The following is a 25,881-nucleotide window of genomic DNA, read 5'->3' as shown; positions in this document are numbered from 1 at the left end:
GGGTGCCCAATTTCAGGGCTGTCAAACTCAGGTGCTTTAATCGTTAATCCTTGACCGCCAGCAGCTCTCTTACTTGGGCGCCGACATCGCGCTGGAATTCATCGGCCTGATCGAATACTCCCAACATCTTGATAAAGCCGTGAATCGTGCCCGGGTAGCGCTGATAGTGTACGGCTACGCCGGAAGTCGCCAACTTGTCGGCGTACAGACGGCTGTCGTCGCACAGGGGATCGCATTCGGCGCAGTAGAGCAAGGTTGCAGGCAGCTTGCTGTGGTCGGTTGCCAGCAAAGGTGAGCAATAGGGATGAATGGCATCGGCCGGGCTGCGCAGATAGTGGTTCCAATAGTACTTCATGCTGTCCTTGTGCAGCAAAAAACCTGTGGCGTATTTCTCGGCCGAGGCCGTGTGCCAGCCGTACTGCACCGGCGGATAAACCAGCACCTGGCAGGCGAGATCTGCCGAATCTTCATCACGGCACCTCAATGCCACCGCTGCGGCGAGATTGGCACCGGCGCTGTCGCCAAAGATACCGATTCGCTTGGGATCCAGCCCCAGTCTCTCGGCGTGTTTGAACACCCACAGGGTTGCCGCGTAGCAGTCATCCATGGGGATGGGGAACTTGTGCTCCGGCGCCTTTTGATAATTAACGGCAATCACCACCACGCCGCAATTCTTGGCCAGTGCCCGGCTGAAGGGGTCATTGATCTCTATGTTCGACACCATCCAGCCGCTGCCGTGAAAGTAGATCAGCGCCGGTTGGGGTTGTTCGCTGTGTTTCGGGCGGTAAATCCTAACCGGCAGGTCGGCGGTAGGGCCGGGAATAAATCTGTGTTCAACGGCGGCCATCTCTTCCGGTGGCCTGGCCGGGGGAATATCGCTGTGTTCCTGATGACGACCGGCCTCGGGCGCCAGATCTTCATAGGGGGTAAAGCCTGCGGCATAGGTTTGCTGCAGGAAGGTTTCAACCTGGGGATTGAGTGGCATACGGGTACTCCATTCAGCAAGGGGATCAGGCCTTGTAGGTCACCTCTGTGACCCCTTTGAGCCTGGGACGGTTGGCTTCGGCTTGTGTCAGCGGCCTCACTTCCCGAAGGGAGTTGTGGCAGCGCGGCACCAGTGCCTGATATTCCCGGGTATTGAGGCGTTTCCAGTGTAGATCCTGCTCTGTGACATCGCGGATATATCGGGCGGGAGAGCCTGCCAGTAACTGCCGCGGTTGGCCCTGAAAGCCGGCTTTGATAAAGCTCATGGCGCCGACTATGCTGTCTGGCCCTATCTCGGCGCCATCCATGATCACGCTGTTCATGCCTATCAGGGCATTGCGACCTATGATGCAGCCGTGCAGCACGGCGCCATGGCCGATATGACCATCTTCGGCGACTATGGTGTCTTGATCGCAATAGCCGTGCATGATGCAGCCATCCTGCAGGTTGCTGCCGGCCTTGAGGATCAGCCGACCATAATCACCGCGAAGGGAAGCGTGAGGGCCGATGTAGACATTGGCGCCGACTATTACATCGCCTATCAGTACGGCACTGGGGTGAACAAAGGCGCTGGGGTCGACAACAGGGATCAGACCTTCAAATGCATAACAGCTCATGGTATTTATCCTGGTGGGTTGCAGGGGTGGGACATCCTTGTCCCGGTTGGCGTGCTTTCCTTAAATTATTTGCCTTTCCAGACAGGATCGCGTTTTTCGGCAAAGGCCTGTGGCCCTTCCAGCGCGTCTTCTGAATGCAATACTGATGGATAATGTTTCAGCTGACCGCTGCGGATAAAGCGATAGGCTTCTTCCACCGGCATTTCGCTGGTGGTGCGATAAACTTCTTTCAGAGCGGCGATGGCCAGAGGAGCACTCTGGGTGATCTCCTGCGCCAACTCTCGGGCGGTTTCCATCAGTTGGCTGTTGTCCACTACCCGGTTGACTATGCCCCAGCGCAGCGCTTCCTGGGCATCCATGCGGCGGCCTGTCATCATCATTTCATTGACAATCGCAGGTGGGATCAGCTTGGGTAGACGCAGCATGCCGCCGCTATCCGGTACTATACCCAGTTTGGCTTCAGGCAGGGCGAAGCTGGCGTTGTCGCTGCAGACTATCATGTCGGCGGCCAGGGCCAGTTCGAAACCACCACCGAAGGCATAACCGTTGACGGCGGCGATAACAGGCTTGTCCAGATCGAACAGCTCAGTCAGACCGGCAAAACCACCAGGACCAAAGTCGGCATCCGGGGCTTCGCCCTCGGCGGCGGCTTTCAGATCCCAGCCGGCAGAGAAGAAGCGCTCACCGGCCCCGGTGATAATTGCCACCCGCAGTTCCGGATCATCACGAAAAGCGATAAAGGCTTCACCCATGGCAAAACTGGTCTTGGCATCTATGGCGTTGGCCTTGGGGCGATCCAGGGTGATTTCCAGAATATGGCCATTGCGGCGTATGTGTAACGATTCGTTCATGCTAATACTCCATCTGGATTAAAATATCACTGAGTATGTGCGAAATACAGTTAACGCTTATCGCCAGCCTAAGGCCACAATCATCTATGGCTTAAGCAGATATTACCCAGCTATTACATTTATTGGTAATAAGCAACTTACCAAATACTTTTTGGTTTTTACGGTTTGCTTTTAAGCCTTCGATATATTGAAGGCTTAAAATTTTAATTCGGTTTATTTGTTTGGCTGGTTGTTAGCAAAGACTCTTCTTTTTTATTTTTCCCGAACAAGTTCTCGGTAAACTCTTTCTGATTTCAAGAAAAGAAGGCACTTTAAATTTAGCCATATGTTCTTCACAGTATTCGAAGAACTCCTCTTCGGTAATTGTCTGGTTTTCATGCAAGACAATAAAAGCCTTGATGGCTTGATCTCGAATTGAGTCTTTCACCCCAATAATGGCGACATCGGCAATTTTGGGGTGCTCGGAAATAATGTTTTCCAGTTCGACACAGGAGATATTTTCGCCGCAGCGTTTGATCATGTTGCAGCTGCGATCGATAAAATAGAAAAAACCTTCCTCATCGACGTAGCCTGAGTCGCCTGTGTGCAGCCAACCGTCGGCCGAGAGTGTCTTGGCGGTCTCTTCCGGCAATTTGTAGTATTCACGAAACAGTGTCTTACCCGGTTCGCCCTTGATGCAGATCTCCCCGGTCTCGCCGGGAGGTAGTGGGCGCCCTTGTTGATCGCGGATCTCTACCTGATAGCCCATGCCGACCCGGCCGATGGAGGGCCAGCGCCGCTTGTCACCTGGGCGGTCGCCTATGACGCCGACTATGGTTTCTGTCATGCCGTATGAGGTAAACAGGCGCACGTTAAAGCGTTCGACAAAGGCGTCTTTTTCTTGATCCGACAGGTTGAGGTAGAACAATACTTCACGCAGGCAATGCTGTTTCTCCCAGGGCATTTGCGGCTGCATCATCAGGGTGCGGATCATCAGCGGGATACATTCTGTGACCGTGGCACGATACTTACAGATTTGCCCCCAGAAGGCGCGGGCGCTGAATTTTTCCAGCATCACAAAGGTGGCTCCCGCCGAAAAGGCCGCCATGGCTGCGGTGCACTGGCAGTCGATATGATAGGCGGGCATGGGGGTCAGGTAGATATCATCGTCCCTAAGGGCACATTGCCAGGCGGTATAGTAACCGGCGAATCTGAGATTGTAGTGGGTAATTACCACCCCCTTGGGGCGGGAAGTGGTACCCGAGGTAAACAGGATTTCGGCAACATCGCTGCTGCTTAATGGCGCTCTGTGTTGCAGCTCGTCGGGTTGTGCCAGCCTTAGGCGGTGAAAATTGAGAATATTGGCCGGCTCGGTGGCAGGATCATCGGCAATCAGCAGTATCTGCTGTAGTGGAGAGCCGGGATCTTGCTGCAAACAGCTATAGAGTGATTGAAAATCGCTGCTGGTAACCACCAGCGAGATAGCACATTTGTCCAGAATGTAGGCGGTTTCTTCCAGCAGCAGATGAGTATTTATCGGCACCATGATGGCACCTATCTTGGCCAGACCGAACCAGCAGAAGATGAACTCGGCACAGTTGTTGATATGCAGAGCCACCTTTTCACCTTTGGTGACGCCCAGCGAATGAAACAGGTTGGCGGTGCGGTTGATCTCTTTATTGAGTCCGGCATAACTGTATTCCTGGGCCAGCCCATGAAGGTTTTCGACGATAAGCGCCGTTTTCTCTCCATAGTTGAGGGCCAGATCATCCCAAGTTTGACGTAAATCTTGTCCAGCTATTATATCCATTTGACACCTTGCTCAATAAAACGTTTTCAGCGGGGTATACTGCGAAGGCTTGAACACAAGCCTTCGCGCGACTTCAGGAGTTATTTGTCTCCTTTGATTTTGGCCAGCCCTTTATTCACCAACTCCTGGATAGCGGCTTCGTCGTAGCCGATATCTTTGAGAATGGCATCGGTATCCATGCCGTGGCTTGGCATGCCGCGCCAGATCTGGCCTGGGTTGTTCTTGAATTTGGGCATCACATTGGGGCCCTTGCAGGTGCGGCCGTCCATAGTTTGCCACTCGGTGATCGACTCACGCGCAATGTACTGAGGGTTGGACTCCAGGTCTTCGGCGCTGAGTACCTTGGCACAGGCAATTTTCAGTTCAGCGAAGCGTTCGCGCACCTGTTCAATGGTGCGTTGGCCTATGTAACGTTCCAGCGCATCTTCAATTTCCTGTCCATGTGGGCATTCGATACGGTGGATAAGCTGAGTGCCTTCCGGTATGGCTTCTGTGTGCAGCAGGTGGCCAAGACCTATGTCTTTGAACAGCTCTTCAATCTGGGTGACGCCGACCATTTCCATCACTATGTAGCCGTCTTCACACTTGTACAGGCCACAACCGGCATAGTAAGGGTCACGGCCTTTGTACTGGCGTGGTGCCATCTTGCCGCCGTTGAAGTAGTCCATCATGAAATATTGGCCCATGCGTAACATAACTTCATACATGGCCACATCGATGCTTTCGCCAACACCTGTTTGCTGCGCCTTATACAGGGCTGCCAGTGCAGATGTGGTTACTGTCATACCTGAAAAATAATCAGCTGTATAAGGGAAGGATGCCATGGGTTGGTCGACATCGCCGTTTTGCATCAGATAGCCGCTGAAGGCCTGGGCAATGGTGTTATACGCGGCCAGGTGAGTGTATTCCTCGGTGCCGTATTGACCAAACCCAGATAAGTGAGCGATAACTAACTTTTTGTTGCGTTCCCATAAGACTTCATCAGTGATACCGCGACGGGCAAAGGCCGGGCCCTTACTGGCTTCGATAAAGATGTCTGTGGTTTCCATCAGCTTGAGGAAGGCTTCGCGTCCTTCATCCTTGAAGATATTCAGCGACAAGGCGTGCAGGTTGCGGCGAGACAGTTCTGGATAGTTGGGTTGTACTCGGATAGTGTCTGTGTAAGCCACGTTTTCAATCCAGATGACCTCGGCACCCCATTCCGCAAACAGTTGCCCGGCAAATGGGCCGGCAATCTCGATACCGGAAAACACCACTCTGAGACCGGAGAGCGGACCGAATGTAGGCATAGATAAGTGTTGTGACATGATCTGTTCCTTCTAGCAATTCTTGGCATAGATGGCGCTGTGTGCAGCGTCATATCGACCAGCCGGTTTCACCGGGAGCAGGGAGATTGGCAAGCCCGGCCGGTACTCAAGGGCAACTATTTGTTGCGGTACTCTTTCAGCACTGCGCGACCCAGTGTCAGGATCTGCATTTCGTCTGAACCACCAGAGACTCTGTCTACCCGCAGATCGCGCCAGAAGCGGCTGATGCGGTGTTCACCGGCGATGGCGTAGCCACCGAAGACCTGCATGGCATGGTCGACTACCCGGAAGGCGGCGTTGGCGCAGTAGTACTTACACATGGCCGCGTCACCAGAGGTCATCATGCCGTTGTCGGCTTTCCAGGCAGTGTGATAGATCATGTTGCGCATGTTGTTCAGCTCGATGGCCATATGGGCAAACTTCTCCTGGATCAGCTGAGTGCGGCCAATGGTTTCACCGAACTGTACCCTTTGGTTGGCATACTTGGCGGCGTCTTCGAAGGCGCAGTAAGCCGTACCATAGTTGGTGCAGGCCACCAGGAAGCGTTCGTCATCGAACTCTTCTTTTACCCGCAGGAAGCCGTTACCTTCAGTGCCGAAGAAGTCTTTCTCTTCCAGCTCCACATCGATGAACTGCACTTCACAGCAGCTGTCCATCTTCAGACCGAGTTTGGGGAGCTTGCTGACTTTGATACCTGGTTTGGTCATGTCGACGAAGAACTCGGAGAACACAGGTTTCTCAGAGGCTGAGTCTTTGGCCATCACAACCAGGAATGGGCAACCGGCGGCACTGGTGATAAAGCACTTGGTGCCATTGAGGTAAATCTTGCCATCGCGGCGAGTATAGGTAGTCAGCAGACTACCAACATCGGAACCGGCAGACGGCTCGGTGATGGCGGAGTTCCACATCTGTTTACCTGTACCCAGGAAGGCCATGATCTTGTCGATCTGTTCTTGGGTGCCGTGTTTCAGTACCGTGGTAAAGCCGGCCAACTGGAACAGGACATAGGTGGGGGCACCGAGGCGGCCCAACTCTTCCCAGATAACCGCCAAGGTCATCAGTCCGGCTTCCATGCCGCCGAACTCTTCCGGCAGTAACAGGCTATCTATGCCCATATCAGCCAGTTCTTTTACAAATCTTTCTGGATATTGACTATTTTCATCGCACTCAGAGAAATATTGTTCCCAATTTTCTCTTTCCATTAAGTCACGAACACCTTTAACGAATAGTTCCTGCTCATCTGTTAAACGATAATCCATGAAAACTCCCCTATATAAATATATTTAATCAAGTTAAGGTGTGAGGTGAATCTATAATTAGATTAACTCTTCCAATTATTTTTTCGTGAATCTTTCAAGAATGAGATAATGATCATTATGTTCACGAAAATGAGAGGCGCACCGCCGGCAATAATCGCTGTTTGCAATGGTTTTAATCCACCAAGTGCCAACAAAACAATACCGATAACACCGACCAATACAGACCAACCTACACGAACCCAAACCGGTGGTTCATTATCCGCATCGACGCCTTTACAGGTTGACATGGCCAAGGTGTAAGAACAGGCGTTAATTAATGTCACTGTTGCCAAGAAACACAGAATAAAGAACATCCACATGGTGATGGTGCTCATTGGCAAAGCGGCCCAGGTTTCAATAATGGCCCTGGCGGCACCATATTGTTCAATCAAGGCAGGCATATTGACGATATTTTCATTCATCAGATTAAGTGTGTTACTGCCTAGAATGGTCCACAGCAACCAGGTAGAAGCTGTCAGGCCGCCCACCATCGCCAGACACAGCTGACGCACGGTTCTGCCGCGGGAGATCTTGGCCAGGAAGATACACATCTGGATGCCGTAAACTACCCACCAGGCCCAGTAGAACACTGTCCAGTCTTGAGGGAAGCTGCTGTCGCTGACGGAAGCTGTGTAGAACAGCATGCGGCCCATGTTCATCAGCAATACCCCGATGGAATCGGTAAAGTAGTTTACTGTGAAGGTGGTGGCGCCAATGATGAGTACCCAGGCGAGGATGATGATGCTCAGGTAGCTGCGCAGGTCACTGGCAATCTTGATCCCTTTTTGTAGACCAAAGGCCACACAAATAGCATTGAAGATGATCCAGGCTGAGATGATGGTGGCATCCACTTCAATGGTGCGCGGAATACCGAACAGATATTGAATACACTCGGTAACCAGAGGCGTTGCCAGACCCAGGCTGGTACCCATGGCCAGGATTAGCGCTACGACATAGATGTTATCTATGATGGTGCCTATGATGCCTTCACACTTCTTGCCCATGATGGGATAAAGCGTACCGCTGGGGCGTACCACGTCCATTTTCTTTACGAACAGGAAGTAACCCAGAGCGACAGAGAAGAAGGCATAACCGGCCCATGGCAGTGGTCCCCAGTGGAACAAACTATAGGCCAGACCAAATTCTTTGGCTTGGACTGTCAGAGGTTCCATTTCAAATGGGGGATAACTGACATAGTAGTAGATCTCCAATGAACCCCAGAACAGCACGGCGGCTGAGGTACAGGAGGCAAACATCAGGAAGATCCAGCTTCCGGTACTGAATTCAGGTTCTTCATTACCGAGACGGTTATTGGCATAAGGACCGAATAGTAACCAGAGCCAGCCGGCCAGCATGACTATCATGTACCATTCAAATGCCCAGCCCCAGCTATGGGTTAAGTAATGGAAGACTGCACTGATAACTTCATTGGCTGCATCTAGGTCTCTCACGGTAAAGTAGGAGAGAAGGATCACCACCAATAATGAAGGGAAAAATATTTTCGCTTCAATACCGGCCTTTTTGATCTTTTTATTTTCACTCATCAAAATTCTCCATGCCCAAAAAGTCTTTAACTGATTTTCAGGAAAGGTGAGCCCGTAAGGTTTAATAAAAAACCTCAGATTAATATAAAATGATTTGGGTTTGAGCTACTGGTTAAATAGCTCAGTTATTAAAACCAATATTGCAGGTGAATGTTGAATCGACCATTCCACTCCTTATCGCTGTCCTCTAGACCCAGACTATTGTCACCTAGCCAGAGAACATTTTTGGCATGATAATAGTCGACATATACAAAGAATTGTTTGTATGAAAGAGATACCCCAGTACTGTTAAGTACAGAGTCATCAAAGTGTGATTCGTCAGGGGTTAAAATACTGAAGTCGTTATAGAAGGTGAATTGACCACCCCATTGGGTATCAAAAACTTTTGACAGGTTGAAGGTCATGATGTCGCCTTTGGCGGCTACTTCATAAAAACCATTTACTGCACCAACACCAATTTTTGAAGTATCTATTTGACCATCATCATATTGATCAAAGTCATATTTCAAATACTGGAGCTGTACACCCCAGCCACGATATTTTGCATCCAGGTGTACGGCATAGTTCAGGTTATCTCCTGATTCATCGGCAACCGGATTATAAAGTTGGCCGTATTCAACAGAGGCTCCCAAGAGCACTTGCCAGTTATCGTTTTCCCATCTGTAGGTCTCGCGCAGACTGGCGGTATTGTATTCCTTGTTATTGTAGGTAGTGCCATTGACTGTGCCTGAACCTATAGTACCGGCGAAATTACGATAGTCGCTGCCCTTATAGAGAGAACTCTGGATGAAAGAGAAGTCTGTTTCTAAGTTATTGAATTTATGGTTTATGTTGAATCCAACACCATAATCATCTTCGAAACCAAGGTAGTAGTTGAGGCTATACCACCAGTTGTGGGAAGCAAAGTTCTTATTACCAAATGCCTTGTTGACCACCCCTAGCTGTAGAGTTAAATCTTCATTGGCATTCCAATAGGCATAACCATTTTTCAGGTAGTCATAGCCATCGGCAAAGCGGTATTCAGCGACAAATCCATAGTCTTCAAAATCCTGGGAGAGTTTTATTCCCAAGGTGTTGAAATCAAAGTCGCCACCCGTAGCTTTTGAAGCATCACTAAAATCTTTAATACTGTAGTTAGCTCTTATTGAACCACTGATGTCTACTGCCAAACTTGGCATGCTAAGCGTTAGTCCTAATAACATTAAGCTTATGTTTTTTAGCTTAAACTTATTCATTCATCACTCTCCGTTTTTAATTTGAACCGATTATGGTTTCGGTAATAAATAAAAAAACATTCCCGCATCACACTTTTGGTCAATGGATTGTTATCTTGCTCTAAAATGTGTGATGTAAATCAATAAAAACGGTGAAAATGAACCATTGAAGGTCGTTATGTAATCAGGTTTTGTTTAATTTGGTTGAAAAGTTGGATATTGCTCACAAAAAGTGGCTCAACAAACGAATTTGTTTGGTCTTAATTGAAAATAGCTTGTATTAATAAAATGACGCTGATGGATTGTGAGAGGTTTATTTAATTAATCTGATAATCAATTAAGCAACTCTAAATTTGGTTAAGGTGAACTAATCTATTATCCATATTGATATCTAAATGGGTGTGGACTTTTATTCCCTTTCGTTACCCAGGAGGGTGCGACTTTGTGTGATGCAAGCCTGAAATTTTATTGATTATGGGTTTCCGATCACCAATGTTGAGGAATGTAAACCAGTAGAGACGAATGTTTATAGTGATACTTAGACTGGAGATAAGATGAAGATCATTGCATGTTATAAGCTTGTCCCGGAAGAGCAGGATATCAAAGTCATTCCCAACCTTCCTGTAGATACAAGTAATGTAAACAAAAAGATAGGCCAATTCGATCTGTGTGCCGTTGAAGCTGCGGTACAAATCAAGGCAACCCAGAGCGATTGCAGCATTACGGCGTTGAGTATAGGCGCAGATGCACTGGCCGCCCCCAAAGCCTGCAAAGATATCCTCTCAAGAGGCCCGGACGCGCTGACCCTGGTTTGCGATCCCAAGCTGGAGCAGGCGCTGCCCCATCAAACTGCCCGAGTCTTGGCTGCTGCTGCCAAGCAGGAAGGGTTTGAGCTGATCCTCTGCGGTGACGGTTCGGGTGACATCTACGCCCAGCAGGTAGGTTTGCTGCTTGGTGAATTGCTGCAAGTACCTTGCATCAATGGTGTCAGCAAGATTTTGGAAGTCGCCAATGGTGTGGTCCGGGTCGAGCGCGAGCTGGACGATGAAGTTGAAGAACTGGAGTTGTCGCTTCCTGCCGTGTTGGCGGTTTCTGCCGATATCAACGAACCTCAAATCCCTTCAATGAAAGCCATTCTGGCCGCAGGTAAAAAGCCGGTCAACAAGTTGGCTTATGCCGATCTGGCGCTGGAAGAGATCCCACAACTGGTTGAGCTGGTGTCTATTACTGCGCCTGAGCAGAAGGCTCGCAAACAGATCATCATCGAGGGTGATGACGATGGCCAGGTTGCCGAGTTTGTCGGTCATATTGGCAACGTATTGAATTGAGGGGGATGAAATGAGCAAGCTAGCAAATGTTTGGGTTTTCAGCAGTGAGGCCGCTCGTCTGCCCGAAGTAATGGCCGCCGGTCTGCAACTGGGTAACAGTGTTTCTGTATTTGTCTTGGGGGGTGCCGATGAAGTCGCCAGGGCTGCGGCACTGGGCGCAAACAAGGTGTATCACCTGGGTGAGAAGGATTCTAGCCGCATAGTTGAAGATTATGCTCTGACCATGGCCAAGGCGATTGAAGCCCAAGCGCAGCAATCTTTGGTCTTGCTGCCTGCCAGCCGTCGTGGCAAGGCGTTGGCTGCCAAGCTGGGTGTGCGCCTGAGTGCCGGGGTTTTCAATGATGCCGCCGAACTCACAGTCGATGGTGAAGGCCATGTGGGTGCCAAGCACCTGGTCTACGGTGGCCTGGCCATAGGTGAAGAGAAGATCAGCTCTCAAATTGCCGTAGTGACTCTGGCTGCCGGTGCCTTCAAGGAATTGCCTGCCGAAGAAGCGGGTCGCAGCGCCGAAACTATCGCTCTGGAATTTGTTGCCCCCGCCAATGGGATTCGTTGCCTGGCTCGTCGGCCAAAAGAAAAGTCCAATGTGGATTTGGGTAAGGCTAAGCGCGTTATCGGTGTAGGTAACGGTATCGGTTCTCTCGACAACCTGAAGTTGCTTGAACAGCTGGCCGACAATGTGGGAGCCGAACTGGGTTGTAGTCGCCCGATCGCCGAAACCGAAAAATGGATGGAGCGTGAGCGCTACATTGGGGTTTCAGGTGTGATGATCAAGCCAGATGTCTATGTGGCTGTCGGTATTTCAGGTCAGATCCAGCACATGGTCGGTGTTAATGATTCCCAAACCATTATCGCCGTCAACAAAGATAAGAATGCCCCCATTTTCCAGTATGCGGACTACGGCATTGTCGGTGATATCAACAAGATAGTTCCAGCCTTACTGAACAGTTTCAAAGGTTAACTGTCTGGCCCGACTACCGGCTCAAGGGGCCGGTAGTCTCGAATTCAAGAGAGGATCAGCATGTCAGAAGATGCATTTGACGCAATCATAGTGGGAGGCGGACTCGCCGGCTGCGTTGCTGCCTATGTCCTGGCCAGTCAGGGCGCCGATGTTCTGGTGATTGAACGCGGCAACTATGCCGGGGCCAAGAATATGACTGGCGGTAGACTCTATGCTCACAGCCTGGAAAAGATCATGCCTGACTTTGCCAAGCGGGCACCGCTGGAGCGTAAGGTCACCAAAGAAAAAGTATCGTTTCTCACTGATGATACGGCAGTAACTCTGGACTATCACAACGGCCGTGGTCAGGAGCCGGTAGAGGAATCTTATACTCTGCTCAGGGGCACTTTCGACCAGTGGTTGGCCGAGCAAGCCGAGGAAGCCGGGGCTCAGTTTATTACCGGTATTCGGGTCGAAAAAATTCTCAAGGAAGACGGTAAGGTTGTGGGTGTAGAAGCCGATGGCGATTCACTGCTGGCCAAGACAGTGATTCTGGCTGAAGGAGTCAATCCACTTCTGGGTGAGCAGATCGGCATGGTGAAGCCCAAGGTGCAAGCCAGTGCCATGGCGGTCGGTGCCAAGGAGCTGATTGCCCTGTCCGAGCAGCAGATTAAGGATCGTTTTAATGTCAGTGGTGACGAAGGGGTTGCCTGGTTGTTTGCCGGTTCACCTTCCAATGGTCTCTTGGGTGGGGGCTTCCTCTACACCAATAAAGACACAGTCTCTCTGGGCGTAGTGTGTGGTTTGCACCATATCGAAACCTCCACCAAGACAGTGCCGCAGATGCTGGAAGACTTCAAGAATCATCCGGCGATCAAGCCTTTGATTGAAGGCGGCAAGCTACTCGAGTACTCAGGCCACGTGGTTCCCGAAGCCGGACTGAACATGGTGCCCAAGCTGGTGGATGATGGTGTCTTGATTGCCGGTGATGCCGCAGGTTTCTGTATCAACGTGGGCTATACGGTCCGCGGAATGGACTTGGCTATCGCATCTGGTGAGGCTGCAGCCAGAGCCGTGCTCGCAGCCAAGGCCAAGAATGATTTCAGTGCCGCTGGACTCAGTGCCTATCAAACACTGTTGGACAACAGCTTTATCATGAAAGATCTCAAGCTGTACCAGAAATTACCCGCCTTTATGGAGAACCCAAGGATCTTCAATCAGTATCCCAAGCTGGTCGCCGATCTCATGCAGGAGATGTTCACCATAGATGGCAGCGCCTCGCAGCCTCTGCGCAAGACCCTGATGAAGCATGCCAAAGAAGTGGGTTATATGAATCTGATCAAAGATGGTATTAAGGGGATGACAGCGATATGAGCGAGCCAGTTAATGTTGATGTGAAATTGGGGGTGAATAAGTTCTATGTTGATGAAGGGCATCCACATATTGAGCTTGTTGAAAACCCGGATATTAATGAATTTCGTAAATTGGTCAATGCTTGCCCTGCAGGACTTTATAAAATTCAGGACGACGGCAGCTTAAAATTTGACTCTGCCGGTTGCTTGGAATGTGGCACTTGTAAAATGCTTTGCGGCGAGACCATTATCAAGAAGTGGGAATACCCCAGAGGTACATTCGGTATTGAATATCGTTATGGTTAGTGCCGCTCGAAAACCTTAAATCTGAATTTAAGTTAGTTTTCTAACGAGCTCGATTGTGCAAAGTGAGAGCATACACTTTCAAGGTTGTCCACTCTTTTTAGTCAACAGGGTGAAATAACTATTTGTTTTAAGCGCTATGCTCTTATCCATTATTCAGCCTATTTAAGTTTTACATGCTATTTATGTAGTTTGCTAATTGTAACCGTTTTCTCACTTTTGAGCTTCAGATTTGTTTTAATTCCATTTTTTATTCAGTATTTCTCGGTTGAGAAATCAGACTGAAGATTAATGGCACATTTTTGTGAACGAATAAATCAAATGAATTTATTGGTTTAAAATAAGAGATTAGCATATGAAAGCTAAAAAGTTCGATGAAATGGAGTTTACGCCATTACATAAGAAAATCATGTTTTGGGGCAGTGGTGGTCCCTTCCTCGACGGTTATATTCTGGTCATTATTGGCCTGGCGCTTGAGCAGCTGATCCCTGAAATGCAGTTGGATGCCAACTGGATTGGTTTGGTTGGGGCGTCTACCCTGGTTGGCCTGTTTGTCGGTACTGCACTCTTTGGTTACATCGCCGACCTGTTCGGTCGTAAGTTAATGTTTCTAATAGATATCATAGCGATAGCCGTGCTTTCTGTCGCCACTATGTTTGTCTCCTCCCCAATAGAATTAGTGGTGATGCGCTTCCTTATCGGGGTGGTGATCGGCGCCGATTACCCCATAGCCACCTCCATGGTGGCCGAGTTTTCCCCAACCAAGAAGCGGGCCTTTACCATGGGCTTCATTGCCTTGATGTGGTATGTGGGTGCTACTGCGGCCAATGCGGTCGGTTACCTGCTTTATGATCTCGAGGGTGGCTGGCGTTGGATGCTTGGCAGCGGCCTGATCCCTTGTCTGGTAATCCTGTTTGGGCGTTTCCATCTACCCGAGTCGCCACGTTGGCTGCTGCGCAAGGGCCGTATCGCCGAGTACAAACAAGTTATGCAACAGTATTTTGGCGGCAATATTCATATTGAAGCGGAAGAGAAGATCGATACCCAGTATTGTAAGCTGTTCGAAAAACGCAACTTCACCATGATCATCTTTATCGGCACTATCTGGACCTGCCAAATTATCCCCATGTTTGCCATCTACACCTTTGGGCCGCAGATAGTCGGGGCTTTGGGCTTCTACGATGGCAAAGACTCGGCACTTGGTAACATCATCATTAGCGCCTTCTTTATCATAGGCTGTATCCCGGCCATGTATTGGCTGGATTCCATGGGCCGCCGGCCACTGCTTATCATCAGCTTTGCCATGATGACCTTGTCACTGGCGATGCTGGGGCTGGTGTCCTCGCCCGGTATCTGGGTGGTGATTGCGGCCTTTGGTATGTACGCCTTCTGCTCAGGTGGTCCGGGGATCTTGCAGTGGCTCTATCCCAATGAGTTGTTCCCTACCGATATCCGGGCTTCGGCCGTGGGGGCCGTGATGTCTTTCAGTCGCATAGGCACCATACTCTCGACCTATGCCTTGCCTGTATTTATGAACGCTTATGGGGTTTCCTGGACCATGATGGCCGGCGCCGGTATTTCACTGCTGGGCCTGGTGGTCTCCATTTTGCTGGCACCGGAAACCCGTGGTATGACCTTGGCGGATACCAGTGTCGCTGGATTTGTAAAACACTGATTATCAGATACTAACTATACAAACGCTGCTTATCAAAAATATCGAAAATCGCCGCCTCCAAGGAGGCGGCAACGGCTTCAACGGACGGCGACATAAGGATTGTGGTGCCGCTCTTCAGCAAAAGTTGACATGGGGCCATGGCCGGGAATAAAACTCACATCTTCACCCAACGGCCAGAGTTTGTGCTTGATGGAATCCAGCAGCGCCGCATGATTACCGCCGGGGAAATCGCAGCGGCCTATGGAGTGTTTGAATAACACATCGCCAACCCAGGCCAACTTGAGTGCAGGGGCAAAGAATACCAGGTGGCCTGGTGTATGGCCCGGACAATGAATCACCTGAAGTTGTAACTCGCCGACCCAAATAGTGTCATCCTGCTCAAGAAAGCGGTCTGGATAAAAAACATCACAGTGGGGAAATTGATACAGACGACATTCCTCCGGCAACATATCAAACAGAAAAGTATCGTCCTTATGAGGACCAAGTACTTCGGCCGATGAACTCTCGGCCAATAATCTGGCTGCGCCGATATGATCTATATGACCATGGGTCAGGAGTATCTTATCCAGCTCCAGTTCATTGTCTTTAATAAAACTTGTTATCTTCTCTACTTCACCACCTGGATCTATTATAGCAGCCTTGTTGCAGCCATCTTGCCAAACAATACAGGTATTTTGTTTATAATGAGTTACGGGAATAATTTTGAAGTTTACATTTTTAGTCATTTATATCTCCACGATTATATAATTATAAATTGATTTTACTGGCGGGTGGATTCTATTGGTTGATATTGCTCAATAAATCATAAGTTACTTTCTGTGATTTTATTTTTTAATTAATTAAATGGATTGTTTCAGGATTTAAATTTATACCCTATTGTTCAATAATCTATTTCACTTGGATTATTGTGAAATAGCTCAAAGGGATGGCGGGCTAATTTCTATAGTATTGACCATGTTCCAGCATTTCTATCTGGATTGACTCGAATATGCCTGGAGTTATACTGCCGTAGGTGCCTGTCGCAGAGTTTAGGCAGGCATCCTGCTTACTGATGAAAACTTGCTGAGGTATCGATGAACTATCGACTGACAAACGAACAAGAAGCATTTATTGCAGGAGTAAGAGACCTGATGTCACAGGAGGACTGGGAATGCTATTTCTCCGCCTGCGACGACAACAATGAATATCCTGAGCGTTTTGTCAGAGAGCTGGCCAAGCTGGGGTTGGATAGTTTGCTGCTTCCGGAAGAATACGGCGGCAGCGATGCCGGTCTGGTGACATTGGCCTTGATCTGGGAAGAACTGGGTCGCCTCGGTGCGCCAACCTATGTGCTTTATCAGATGGCGGGATACCCTACTATTTTGCAGGAAGGTACCCAGGAGCAGATCGATAAGATCATGGCCTATATAGGTACCGGCAAACAGGTGTGGAACTCGGCGGTCACCGAACCGGATGCCGGCTCGGATGTGCGCAGCCTGCAGACCACTTATACCCGAAAAAAGGGCAAGGTCTACCTCAATGGCACCAAATGTTATATCACCAGTGCCGCCGAGACCCCTTATCTGGTGGTGATGGCCAAAGATTCCGCCAGCTTCGAACCGATTTTCTCCGAGTTTTTTGTTGACATGAGTAAACCGGGGATCTCTGTCAGTCACTTGCCCAAGTTGGGACTGAAGATGGACAGTTGCTGTGTGGTGGAGTTCGACAACGTAGAGCTGGAGGAAAAGGACTTCTTCGGCACCGAAGGCAACGGGTTTGCCAGGGTGAAGAAGGAGTTTGATCTGGAGCGTTTCCTTATTGCCTGCAGTAACTATGGTTGTGCCTATTGCGCCTTCGAAGATGCCGCCCGTTACGCCAACAAGCGGGTACAGTTTGACTTGCCGATCGCCAAGACGCAGCTGATCCAGGAAAAGTTTGCCTATATGTCGGTGCAGCTCACCAACATGAAGAACATGATTTATCACACCGCCTGGAAGGCCGACAACGGCCAGATGACCCCGGGCGATGCCGCCAAGTGTAAGCTCTACTGCTCCAAGGCGGCCTTTAATGTGGTCGACAATGCCATGCAGGTGTTTGGCGGTCAGGGGATCACTGGCGAGCATCGCATTAGCCGCTTCTGGCGCGATCTGCGGGTCGACAGAGTTTCCGGCGGCTCGGAAGAGATGCAGGTGCTGACGCTGGGCCGGGAAGTGCTCAGGGAGTATGTGTAACAGGCGCTGCTTCGTAGCGTTATTTCATTGAAAAGGCCCGCGAATGCGGGCCTTTGACTGCAATGGTTTTAGAAGTCGTATCTTAAACCTATGCTGGTGATAGTGTCGTCAAAGTCACTGTAACCCTTGGCATCGAACTGGCCGATTTCGGTGTGGACTCTGGTGGACTTGGACAGCTGATACTCGGCGCCTATGCCCCATTGGCTGACCTCAGGCACTGTCTGGGCTGCTTGTCCCAGGGCTTCGTAAATTCGCGTGGCTATGAGTCCGGTTCCCGAATCATCTCGGCCGTACTGGGCCTTGAGCATTAACTTGTCCAGTTGATAGGAGGCACTGACAAAAAATCCTGTGCCCTCCCGCGCCTGCCATTGCGGCTTGGCCGGATTGACCAATTCCGAGTGTTGGATCAGGGTTCCCAGCTTGAGCTGCTGCAGCTTCCAGTGCCCCACCAGGCGCCAGGCCTTGATATCTTCCACTCCGTCTGAGTAGGCGGCGGCCAGATACAGATCGCCTTGCTTGAGACGCTTATCACCCCAGCTCAATGCCAACTGGAAGTTGCCGTTGTCACGACGGGCATCGTCCGTGTCAAAGTGGTTGTCTTCCAGCAGGTAGCTGACCCCCAGTTGCCAGCCGCGCCAGTTTGGCGTGCGATATTCCAGTGAGTCGCCCCAACGTTTATCCCCGGCCATCAAGCGATCGTGTTTCATGCTGTAGTTATCGAACACATCGACAAAGCCTTTGGTCATCTTGAACACAGGCTCCATGCGTCCGGCCGCCAGCGAGCCCCATTCTTGATGCCGTAGTCCGAGAAAGGTCGATCTCGCCGATACGGGTTTATCGCCAGCGTCCTGTGCAGCGGCGTTGACTCCAAGCTCAATCTGGTAGAATACTTGCCAGTCGCTGCCAAGATCGTTCTGCCCCCGGACGCCCAGGCGAGTGAAGTTGTTTTCCAGCACTGTGCCTGACTTGGCTTTATGGGTGGCGCTGCCCGAGTCTGAGTGGGTGACCGAATAATCCAAGCGGCCATAGAGAGTCGGGGCGGCGCTGACGGCTCCGGAAAAGGCAGCGAGGGCTGTGATAGCCAGTGGTAATTTTTTCATCTTGACCTCTGAATTCAGTGGCTGAAATTGGAGAATGTGAACTGGTGGCAGTCGTTACATAACACCTTTGCCGGCTTATGCTCGCTGTGGCACACGGTGCAGGGCACATCGGCTCCCCAGTGGGGGGCATCGTGTGGGTTGGGCTTACTGTCACGGGTTTGCTCGGCAATTTGCTGGTAATCGCCATGGCATTCGAGACAGGCGGTTTCTGTTGCAGGACCTTTGGGGGCACCCAAGTGGCAGGTCTTACAGTCCTTTTCTTGATACATGAAGGCGTGGTTGCTGCGGCCTTCGCGGGAGCCGGACATCTTGGTCAGTTCGCCGGCCCAGGCTTGGCTCGCCAGCAAGGTGCCCATCAACAGGGCTGAGATCAGTGAAGTTTTCATGGGCGACTCCTTAAGCTTTGGCAACTTGTTCACCGGCAATTACCCCAAAGGCGAAGGCATCCGGGCAGGAACAGGCGGTAAGACGAATACGGCCGAACAAGCCACCCGTGGCTTCGCCGCAGGCATACAGCCCCTTGATGGCTTGCCCTGTGGTTAGCGAGATGACCTGGGCTTGTTCATTGATTAGCACGCCACCTTGGGTGTAATTGAACTTGGGACGAGCCTTGATGGCATAGAAGGGGGCGCGTTTGACACTGACCTGCTTCAGGGCCTTGAAGTCTTTACCGAACTGGCTGTCGGTGCCGGTTTGGGCATCGGCGTTGTACTGTTTGAGTGTCGCCTTCAGGCCTGGTAGATCTATGCCTTCGCCCTGGGCCAGGGCTTCGAGCGTGTCGTAGCGCTGCATCATGCCTTCTTCCAATGCCAGCTGCAGGCGCTGCTTGTCGTGGAAGTTGTCTATGCCGTCCTGGTCATAGATGTTCAGCGGGAAGCGACCATTGTTGCGATCCATTATGTTGCAGATGGCTTCAGCCACTACTTGGCGGTTATTTCGCTCGCTGATAAAACGTTTGCCGCTGGCCGGGTCGACCAAGGCGCCCCACTGCAGGTCTTCGGTGGGAATATCGAAGGCAAAACGCATCAGCGACAGGTGCACGGTTTGCGCGCCGGCGGCCACCAGAGCCTTGAGTGCACCGGCCGTGGCGCCTCTGTGGGTGGTGGTGGGAATGTATTCGCGGATATTGGGAAACTCGGCCGAGCGGAACTCCACATCGCGGCTGTAGCCTCCCACGGCCATGACCACACCTTTACGCACTCGATAATGCTTGATAACACCACTGCGGTTGTCGCGATCATCGTTGGCCAGGGTGGGATCGAAGTGGTATTGCTCCCGGACCTGCAACCCCAGCACATCGCCGTTTTCGTTCTGGATCAGTCGCTCGAACTTGACCCGGCGGCGGATCTCACCCTGCAGCTCCTGGGTGTAAAAGGCTCGCAGTGGTCTTAGGATCCCCTTGCCGCCGCCATTGACCGGATACAGGGTTCTGGGCACTGAATGGCCACCCAGGCTCTTGAGCTTGTCGTGGAAGCGGCAACCGCGCTCTATTGCCCAAGGCAGCACCCGGGTCGTGGTTTCGGCCATGGTCAGCGTAAGATTTCTGTGGTTCTGGAAACCACCGGCGCGACTGATATCTTCGGCAAACAGTTCGGCCGAGTCCTGGATACCGTCTCGCTGTTGCAGATGACTGTTGACCACGGAGAAGTTGAGTCCGGAGATCGCCGACGTTCCGCCGAGCACCGGCATTTTCTCGATGATGATGGTGTCGGCGGCACCTTGCTCTTTGGCGCGAATGGCGGCGCAGGTACCGGCCAGGCCGCTGCCGACCACCACGACATCGAAAGTTTCATCCCATTGGATTTGGGGTTTGCTGCTCTTGCCGGCAGCCAGAGCCACAGGTGCCAGTCCCAGGGCGGAAACGGCCAGCCCTCCCTTGAGAAAAGCCCGCCGGCTTTGCGTCACTTTAGCGTTCATATCAGCCTCACTTTTTGTTTGCATGGCACCATGGAATCAAAATCATCGGTGCCGCTATATAGCGGTTTTCCGAAAGCGAATCTCAGATGTGAAGCCGATCAATTCCCGCGCTTAAAGCCGCTTGTCGCGGCATGAAATAACGCATAATGGCGAGGTGTTTAATGGTTAACTAATTTGCCATGTGCCGTTATTTGCCAAGCGTGTTGTTGCTGTTTTGCCTGTGTCTGCCTCAGGCCTGGGCCGATATCCGTATCGGTATCCTCACTTTTGGCGAGCCGACCGATGCGCTCTTGGCCTGGCAGGACACGGCGACAGCAATAAGCGAGCATACCGGCCAGAGGGTGACTCTGTTGCCTCTGACTCCGGCTGAGCTGGATCAACAGGTGAGCCAAGGCGCTCTGGATTTTATTCTCGCCAATCAATACGCCACTGTGGGTTATAAGAAAGACTATGGTGTCAGCCAGTTACTGACGCTTATACCCAGAGATGGCCGGGATCCGGAACTGGCGATGGGGTCGACGCTGGTGGCCCGCCCCGAGGTGCAACTGACCAGTTGGCAGCAGTTGTCACAACTGAGGATCATCTCTACCGATCCCAAGGCTTTCGGCGGTTTTCTGATCTTCAGCGGTGAACTGGCACTGCGGGGGATCAACCCTGCCACCGAGCTCAAGGCGTTGCAGTTTGTCGGCTTTCCGCAGACCGCTTTATTGGACAGGTTGCTGAGCGGCGAGGCCGATCTGGCGGTATTGCCCGCCTGTGTGCTGGAGCAGGCCATCGCTTCCGGGCGTTATCCCAAAGAGGCGTTTAAGGTGTTGCTGGCGGAAAAGCCCCCTGGGTTTCAGTGCCAGGTATCGAGCCGTTTATATCCCTATACCGCCCTGTCCAAGCCGGGTCACACAGATAACGCCCTGGCAACCGAAGTGGCCAGGGCACTGCTGGCGCTGACTGAGGATTCAGCCGCGGCCAAGGCGGGCGGGTATGCGGGTTGGTCTGTGCCGGTGAACGACAGCAGCGTGTTTGCGCTGCGGCGCACTTTGCAGCAATGGCCGTTTCAAACCAACTGGCACAGGGTGGTTTCAGGTGTGGCTCCCTGGGTGGGGGCCATCTTGTTGTGCCTACTGTTGGGGTATCTGCATCATTTACGGATAAAACGTCTGGTGGTGCAGCGCACCGGGGCACTGCGCAGCGAAATGGAGCAGCACAGCCGAACCCAAAAGGCTCTGCTTGAGCAGCGGAATCAGTTTTATCGGGCGCAGAGGGTACTACTGACTGGTGAAATGGCCTCAGGTATCTCTCACGAACTCAAGCAGCCTCTGGCCGGGATCCGCTATCTGGCCCAGGGGTGTCTGTATCGTCTGGGAGACGAGCAGCAGGAGATCAAAGACGCCCTCGGCAAGCTTATCAGCCAGGTGGACAGGGCCCAGGATACGATTCGCCGATTACGGGAGTTTTGTCAGCAGCCCTGTGAGCGTCGCTGTTTTCGTCTGGACGAGCTCATTCGCGATACCCTGGCGCTGACGGCGCCCGAGCTCAAGCGTCTGGGGGTTGTCCCTGTGTGTGAGTTGCAAGCCGTGACCATAGATGGGGATGCTAACTTGTTGCAGCAGGTGTTGGTCAATCTGTTGCTCAATGCCTTGGATGCCATGGAGCAGAGTGAGGAACCCTGGTTAAGGCTCAGTCTCGAGTGCAACGCCAAGCAATGTCGATTTACCTTGTCTGATGCGGGCACAGGCTTGAGTGAGCCCCAGCTGGAGCGGCTGTTTTTTCCGTTTGAAACCAATAAGAGCAACGGCCTGGGGTTGGGGATGATTATTTGCAAACGTATTGTGGAAGAACATGGTGGCAGCATCAGTGCCCACAACAGCGAGCGCGGCTTGGACATGGTGGTGGTACTGCCGAGGAGAATCGATGATGACCCCTGTATATCTGGTTGATGATGATCAGGATGTGCTTGAATCACTGCAGTGGATGCTCAAGGGCCAAGGCATAGATGCAGTTGGTTTTGACTGTGCGGCAAGCTTCCTGGATGGTGCGGCCTGGCAACAGCCCGGGGTACTGGTACTCGATGTGCAGATGCCCGGCATGGATGGGATCAGCCTACATCAACAATTGCTGCAAGCGTCCAGTCCATTGGCGGTCATCATACTGACAGGTCATGGCAATATCGCCATGGCAGTAAAGGCGATGCAGCAAGGGGCGATGGATTTTCTTGAGAAGCCAGTCGATGGTGATCGGCTGCTTGAACTGTTAAGCAAGGGCGCAGCCCTGACGGCGCAGCGTTTTGCTGCCGGCAGTGAACAGGCGGAGATCCGCTCCCGTCTGGCAACCTTGACGCCGCGAGAGCAAGAGGTGATGCAAAGAGTGTTGGCGGGCAAGCTCAACAAGGTGATTGCCGCCGAGCTCTATGTCACCCAGAGAACGGTGGAGCTGCATCGAAAGAAAGTACTGGAGAAGATGGCCGTCCACAATGTGGCCGAGTTGGCCTTTCTGTTGGCCAAGCTGCAACCGTTACCTAGCTGAAGCCTCACTGTAGTTGGTACTGGATAACTCCGTCCTGGGTCAGGCGGAAGATCCACAGGGAGTCGCCTTCGCGGTAATACCAGCTGTTGGCCAGACCTTCTTCGGCTTTTAACTGAGAAGTGAACTCGCTCATTGCCGCGGCGGGTAGACGGAAACTGCCGCTGGAGCTGTTGTTGTCCAGATCATTGTTGACCTTTATCTCCGTGGCCGAGGGCGGCAATATCGGTGGCAGCCAGCCTCGCTCGAATACTCCTTCCGCCCGTGCTTCGGCCTCGGTGGGGTATTGTTCGCTGATGACATCGCTGCAACCCCAGAGTAAGGCGGTTAATGTCAGCATGGAGCTGATGGAAAGGGAACGCATCAGTGGTTTCATCTTGGGCTCCTTGTCAGTGAAATGGCGTTTTACTGTAACAAAGGCGGCCTGTACCTAGTCTGAAGCCAAGGTGCTTTCAGCTGTTTTGCTTTTTCTGGACGCTTGGCCTATGGCCATAGGCCCCTTTGTTGACTCGCCTAACATGCTGGCATCAATCTAGATGGGTCATTAAAGCTGTTGCAGGCTGGCCAGCAAACGATCCATCGCCCGATAACCCAGGGCCTGGGCCAGATGGCGCCGCTCGACCATGGGGCTGAGCTGCAGATCGGCTATGGTGCGTGCCACTCGTTGCAGCCGATGAAAGCTGCGCACCGATAATCCCAGCTGATTGACACTCTGTTCGAGAAACGCCAGATCGCCGGGTTTGAAACCTGCCTGCTTCAATACCTTACCGCCTAACTGACTATTGAGTACGCCGGCGCGGCTGAGTTGCAGCTCCCGCGCGGCTGCGACTCTGGCGGCAATCTGCTCACTGGTTTCACCCTGCGCCGCCTCTGAGGTCAAGGCGCCGGGCGGGAGTTTGGGCACCTCAATGGTGAGGTCGAACCTGTCAATGAAAGGGCCTGACAGCCGGGCCAGGTAACGGCGGATCTGCTCTGGGCTGGCGCGGCTTCCCGGGCCGGCATCACCACAGGGGCTGGGGTTCATGGCGGCGATAAGTTGAAAGCGGGCATCGAAGCGCAGTTTGGCTGCGGCGCGGGAGATGATGACATGGCCGGTTTCCATGGGTTCACGCAGGCAGTCGAGTACCTTGCGGGGAAACTCGGCAATTTCATCGAGAAACAGCACTCCCAGGTGAGCCAGTGAAATCTCGCCGGGTTTGGGAATCGCGCCGCCACCCACCAAAGAGATGGCCGAGCTGGTGTGGTGCGGAGCGCGAAACGGGCGGCGATAAAACTCCCCCGGCTCAGTGGCCATACCGGCCACTGAATGAATCGCAGCCACTTCCAGCGCCTCTTCATAACTCATGGGGGGCAGGAGTGAGATTATCCGGCTGGCCAGCATGGTTTTGCCTGTGCCAGGTGGCCCCAGCATCAGCAGGTTATGCCCGCCGGCGGCAGCGATTTCCAGTGCTTGTTTGGCTTGATATTGGCCTATGACCTCCGACAGGCAATCACTCGAGTGCGGCTTGGACTGTTCCAGCCATTCGGTTCCCGGGACTATCCCCGGCAGAGTTTGCTGTCCGTGCAGATAGGCGGCGATATGTTGCAGGTGCTGGGCCAGGCAACATTGCCGGTAGCCCACCAAATCCGCTTCACTGCGGTTATCCTGTGGCAATACCAGTTTGATGCCTCTTTGACGGGCGGCGATGATCACCGGCAGGATCCCAGTGCAGTGCCTGACCTCACCGGACAGCCCAAGCTCACCGACAAATTCATGCTCGTCCAGAGATTTCAGTGGCAGTTGTCCGGATGCTGCCAGAATGCCAATGGCAATAGGAAGGTCGTAACGTCCACCCTGCTTGGGCAGATCGGCCGGTGCCAGATTGATGGTTATCCTGCGCATGGGGAACTCAAAACCTGCATTGATTATGGCGCTGCGGACTCTTTCTCTGGCTTCCTTGACCGAAGCTTCCGGCAACCCCACCAGATTGAAGGCCGGCAAGCCGTTGGAGAGGTGAGCTTCGACCAGTACCTGAGGCGCCTCCACACCTTTGGCGGCTCGGGTGGCAACTCTGGCTATGGGCATAACAGTTCCTTTGTTGTGCGCTTCCCTATTCTGTAGAGTGTAGCAGTTGCCTGGATTTACAGTGGCTTGAGGGAATAGCGGTTTTGTCCTTATCGAAAGAGGTTGCCAGTACGCGGGAATGGTCTGCATCACTAACAATTTTGAGATTAGATGACTTTCTGCATACATCTGAGGCTGTCATCTGCTTCGTTGGAGAAACAAAATACGCTGTCGACCAAGGTATAGTGCCATACCACTTTATAATCAGTTGCCAGCAACAGCTTTAATAGTGACAGCGCGGGATTGTCAAACAAGGCTTCCAGGGAATAGGTTGAGACAGGGTAGACTTTAACTTGTTCGACTTGCACAGAATTATCATGTAATGCCAGCCTGGAGATTTTGCCGGAAAAGAGTATCTTACCCTCAAATTTATCTTTGTTATCACCAAGTTGTAACCAACCCCAGAAGCTTTCTGACTCCATGTCGATATAAAGGGAAAAGCTAACGCGCCTTATCTGATTATCAGGCCCTTCAACATTTTTTATCACTCGGTACATGCCATCAATATCTTGAACATCGTGATAGTCATAAATTAAGTTGACTATGATAGAAGCCAGCAAAAATGCGAGTGGAATAATAAATGGCACCATTCTTTCTAGCTTTGACATGCTGTTCCATCCTTGATTTTATTGTATATGGAAGCTTCCTTGTGGCTGACATAAGTTCTGACTTTATTGTTTGACTTGTTAATGCAGTCAATTGAAAAAACTCCTGTTCCATAACTGAGAATTATTGTACCCGAATTCAGATAATAAGTGCACCACTCATGGTTAAACGGTGAGGAGAGATCAACTGCCTGTTGGTGATACTCTGTAGTCGCCAAACAAACAT

24 protein-coding genes are annotated in these 25,881 nt (G+C 51.7%); 8 read left to right on the top strand and 16 right to left on the bottom strand.

What is annotated here, in order from left to right:
• Nucleotides 1–43: 43 nt before the first annotated feature.
• The 8 genes from ACMHXH_RS09860 to ACMHXH_RS09825 all read right to left on the bottom strand — a co-directional run bounded on the left by ACMHXH_RS09860 (nucleotide 44) and on the right by ACMHXH_RS09825 (nucleotide 9,625).
• Nucleotides 44–985 (bottom strand): alpha/beta hydrolase, encoded by a 942-nt coding sequence (locus ACMHXH_RS09860; protein WP_028780091.1) that lies wholly within the window; start codon nucleotides 983–985, stop codon nucleotides 44–46.
• 25 nt (nucleotides 986–1,010) lie between these two features.
• On the bottom strand, nucleotides 1,011–1,601 hold the full coding sequence (gene caiE, locus ACMHXH_RS09855) for a carnitine operon protein CaiE (protein ID WP_267959660.1): 591 nt from the start codon (nucleotides 1,599–1,601) through the stop codon (nucleotides 1,011–1,013).
• A 65-nt stretch (nucleotides 1,602–1,666) separates the two neighbouring features.
• Nucleotides 1,667–2,452 (bottom strand): crotonobetainyl-CoA hydratase, encoded by a 786-nt coding sequence (gene caiD, locus ACMHXH_RS09850; RefSeq protein WP_025010097.1) that lies wholly within the window; start codon nucleotides 2,450–2,452, stop codon nucleotides 1,667–1,669.
• A gap of 232 nt (nucleotides 2,453–2,684) precedes the next feature.
• Complete coding sequence (gene caiC / locus ACMHXH_RS09845) at nucleotides 2,685–4,241, bottom strand: crotonobetaine/carnitine-CoA ligase (RefSeq protein ID WP_335911678.1); 1,557 nt, start codon at nucleotides 4,239–4,241, stop codon at nucleotides 2,685–2,687.
• An 80-nt stretch (nucleotides 4,242–4,321) separates the two neighbouring features.
• The gene (gene caiB, locus ACMHXH_RS09840) at nucleotides 4,322–5,548 is read right to left on the bottom strand and encodes an L-carnitine CoA-transferase (RefSeq protein ID WP_071476398.1); all 1,227 of its coding nucleotides are present in this window, start codon (nucleotides 5,546–5,548) and stop codon (nucleotides 4,322–4,324) included.
• Nucleotides 5,549–5,664: 116 nt separating this feature from the next.
• On the bottom strand, nucleotides 5,665–6,807 hold the full coding sequence (gene caiA, locus ACMHXH_RS09835; RefSeq protein WP_109247168.1) for a crotonobetainyl-CoA dehydrogenase: 1,143 nt from the start codon (nucleotides 6,805–6,807) through the stop codon (nucleotides 5,665–5,667).
• Between the two features lie 62 nt (nucleotides 6,808–6,869).
• Nucleotides 6,870–8,390: an L-carnitine/gamma-butyrobetaine antiporter gene (gene caiT, locus ACMHXH_RS09830; RefSeq protein WP_039035755.1), complete on the bottom strand. Its 1,521-nt coding sequence runs from the start codon at nucleotides 8,388–8,390 to the stop codon at nucleotides 6,870–6,872.
• 128 nt (nucleotides 8,391–8,518) lie between these two features.
• Nucleotides 8,519–9,625 carry a hypothetical protein gene (locus ACMHXH_RS09825; RefSeq protein WP_143078393.1) on the bottom strand — a complete coding sequence of 369 codons (1,107 nt, stop codon included), beginning with the start codon at nucleotides 9,623–9,625 and terminating at the stop codon, nucleotides 8,519–8,521.
• Nucleotides 9,626–10,158: 533 nt separating this feature from the next.
• Between ACMHXH_RS09825 and fixA the strand changes: the two genes are divergently transcribed.
• The 5 genes from fixA to ACMHXH_RS09800 all read left to right on the top strand — a co-directional run bounded on the left by fixA (nucleotide 10,159) and on the right by ACMHXH_RS09800 (nucleotide 15,202).
• Nucleotides 10,159–10,932, top strand: coding sequence for a putative electron transfer flavoprotein FixA (gene fixA, locus ACMHXH_RS09820; protein WP_039035757.1), 774 nt, complete (start codon nucleotides 10,159–10,161; stop codon nucleotides 10,930–10,932).
• A gap of 10 nt (nucleotides 10,933–10,942) precedes the next feature.
• Nucleotides 10,943–11,893: an FAD-binding protein gene (locus ACMHXH_RS09815; RefSeq protein WP_039035758.1), complete on the top strand. Its 951-nt coding sequence runs from the start codon at nucleotides 10,943–10,945 to the stop codon at nucleotides 11,891–11,893.
• Between the two features lie 60 nt (nucleotides 11,894–11,953).
• On the top strand, nucleotides 11,954–13,246 hold the full coding sequence (locus ACMHXH_RS09810) for an FAD-dependent oxidoreductase (RefSeq protein WP_039035759.1): 1,293 nt from the start codon (nucleotides 11,954–11,956) through the stop codon (nucleotides 13,244–13,246).
• Nucleotides 13,243–13,530, top strand: a complete 288-nt coding sequence (locus tag ACMHXH_RS09805; protein ID WP_025010089.1) for a 4Fe-4S dicluster domain-containing protein — start codon at nucleotides 13,243–13,245, stop codon at nucleotides 13,528–13,530. Before ACMHXH_RS09810 ends, ACMHXH_RS09805 begins: the two co-directional genes overlap by 4 nt.
• 352 nt (nucleotides 13,531–13,882) lie before the next feature.
• Entirely contained in the window at nucleotides 13,883–15,202 is a 1,320-nt protein-coding gene (locus ACMHXH_RS09800) for an MFS transporter (protein WP_039035760.1), read from the top strand.
• Nucleotides 15,203–15,279: 77 nt separating this feature from the next.
• Here the strand turns inward: ACMHXH_RS09800 and ACMHXH_RS09795 are convergent, their stop codons facing one another.
• Nucleotides 15,280–15,927, bottom strand: coding sequence for an MBL fold metallo-hydrolase (locus ACMHXH_RS09795; protein WP_071476399.1), 648 nt, complete (start codon nucleotides 15,925–15,927; stop codon nucleotides 15,280–15,282).
• A gap of 348 nt (nucleotides 15,928–16,275) precedes the next feature.
• Between ACMHXH_RS09795 and caiA (ACMHXH_RS09790) the strand changes: the two genes are divergently transcribed.
• Nucleotides 16,276–17,412 (top strand): crotonobetainyl-CoA dehydrogenase, encoded by a 1,137-nt coding sequence (gene caiA / locus ACMHXH_RS09790; RefSeq protein ID WP_039035762.1) that lies wholly within the window; start codon nucleotides 16,276–16,278, stop codon nucleotides 17,410–17,412.
• A gap of 68 nt (nucleotides 17,413–17,480) precedes the next feature.
• Here caiA (ACMHXH_RS09790) and ACMHXH_RS09785 read toward each other — a convergent pair whose 3' ends face one another.
• The 3 genes from ACMHXH_RS09785 to ACMHXH_RS09775 are packed head-to-tail and all read right to left on the bottom strand — an operon-like array spanning nucleotide 17,481 to nucleotide 20,429.
• A complete protein-coding gene (locus tag ACMHXH_RS09785; protein WP_039035763.1) occupies nucleotides 17,481–18,512 on the bottom strand; it encodes a porin in 1,032 nt (343 codons plus the stop codon).
• Nucleotides 18,513–18,526: 14 nt separating this feature from the next.
• Nucleotides 18,527–18,898 (bottom strand): cytochrome c3 family protein, encoded by a 372-nt coding sequence (locus tag ACMHXH_RS09780; RefSeq protein ID WP_044735378.1) that lies wholly within the window; start codon nucleotides 18,896–18,898, stop codon nucleotides 18,527–18,529.
• Between the two features lie 10 nt (nucleotides 18,899–18,908).
• The gene (locus ACMHXH_RS09775) at nucleotides 18,909–20,429 is read right to left on the bottom strand and encodes a flavocytochrome c (RefSeq protein ID WP_234501072.1); all 1,521 of its coding nucleotides are present in this window, start codon (nucleotides 20,427–20,429) and stop codon (nucleotides 18,909–18,911) included.
• Nucleotides 20,430–20,608: 179 nt separating this feature from the next.
• On the opposite strand from ACMHXH_RS09775, the gene ACMHXH_RS09770 reads away from it, so the two are divergent.
• Both ACMHXH_RS09770 and ACMHXH_RS09765 read left to right on the top strand, forming a co-directional pair.
• The gene (locus tag ACMHXH_RS09770) at nucleotides 20,609–22,363 is read left to right on the top strand and encodes a PhnD/SsuA/transferrin family substrate-binding protein (protein WP_251767304.1); all 1,755 of its coding nucleotides are present in this window, start codon (nucleotides 20,609–20,611) and stop codon (nucleotides 22,361–22,363) included.
• Nucleotides 22,338–22,949, top strand: coding sequence for a response regulator transcription factor (locus ACMHXH_RS09765; RefSeq protein ID WP_319619150.1), 612 nt, complete (start codon nucleotides 22,338–22,340; stop codon nucleotides 22,947–22,949). Before ACMHXH_RS09770 ends, ACMHXH_RS09765 begins: the two co-directional genes overlap by 26 nt.
• Nucleotides 22,950–22,953: 4 nt before the next feature.
• On the opposite strand, the gene ACMHXH_RS09760 is transcribed toward ACMHXH_RS09765, so the two are convergent.
• The 4 genes from ACMHXH_RS09760 to ACMHXH_RS09745 form a co-directional block, all read right to left on the bottom strand.
• Nucleotides 22,954–23,322, bottom strand: a complete 369-nt coding sequence (locus ACMHXH_RS09760; RefSeq protein WP_051541835.1) for a hypothetical protein — start codon at nucleotides 23,320–23,322, stop codon at nucleotides 22,954–22,956.
• 168 nt (nucleotides 23,323–23,490) lie between these two features.
• Entirely contained in the window at nucleotides 23,491–25,011 is a 1,521-nt protein-coding gene (locus tag ACMHXH_RS09755; protein ID WP_251767305.1) for a YifB family Mg chelatase-like AAA ATPase, read from the bottom strand.
• 146 nt (nucleotides 25,012–25,157) lie between these two features.
• Nucleotides 25,158–25,658, bottom strand: coding sequence for a hypothetical protein (locus ACMHXH_RS09750; RefSeq protein WP_039035767.1), 501 nt, complete (start codon nucleotides 25,656–25,658; stop codon nucleotides 25,158–25,160).
• Nucleotides 25,646–25,881, bottom strand: a 236-nt coding sequence (locus ACMHXH_RS09745; protein ID WP_413738003.1) for a hypothetical protein, incomplete at its 5' end; no start/stop codon positions are given. The genes ACMHXH_RS09750 and ACMHXH_RS09745, both read right to left, overlap by 13 nt.

It is taken from the genome of Shewanella sp. BJSY2023SW001 (assembly GCF_047314685.1).
GTDB classification, from domain to species: domain Bacteria; phylum Pseudomonadota; class Gammaproteobacteria; order Enterobacterales; family Shewanellaceae; genus Shewanella; species Shewanella indica.
The sequence above is the reverse complement of the archived record's forward strand: the minus strand, read 5'-3'. Positions and strand labels throughout refer to the sequence as shown.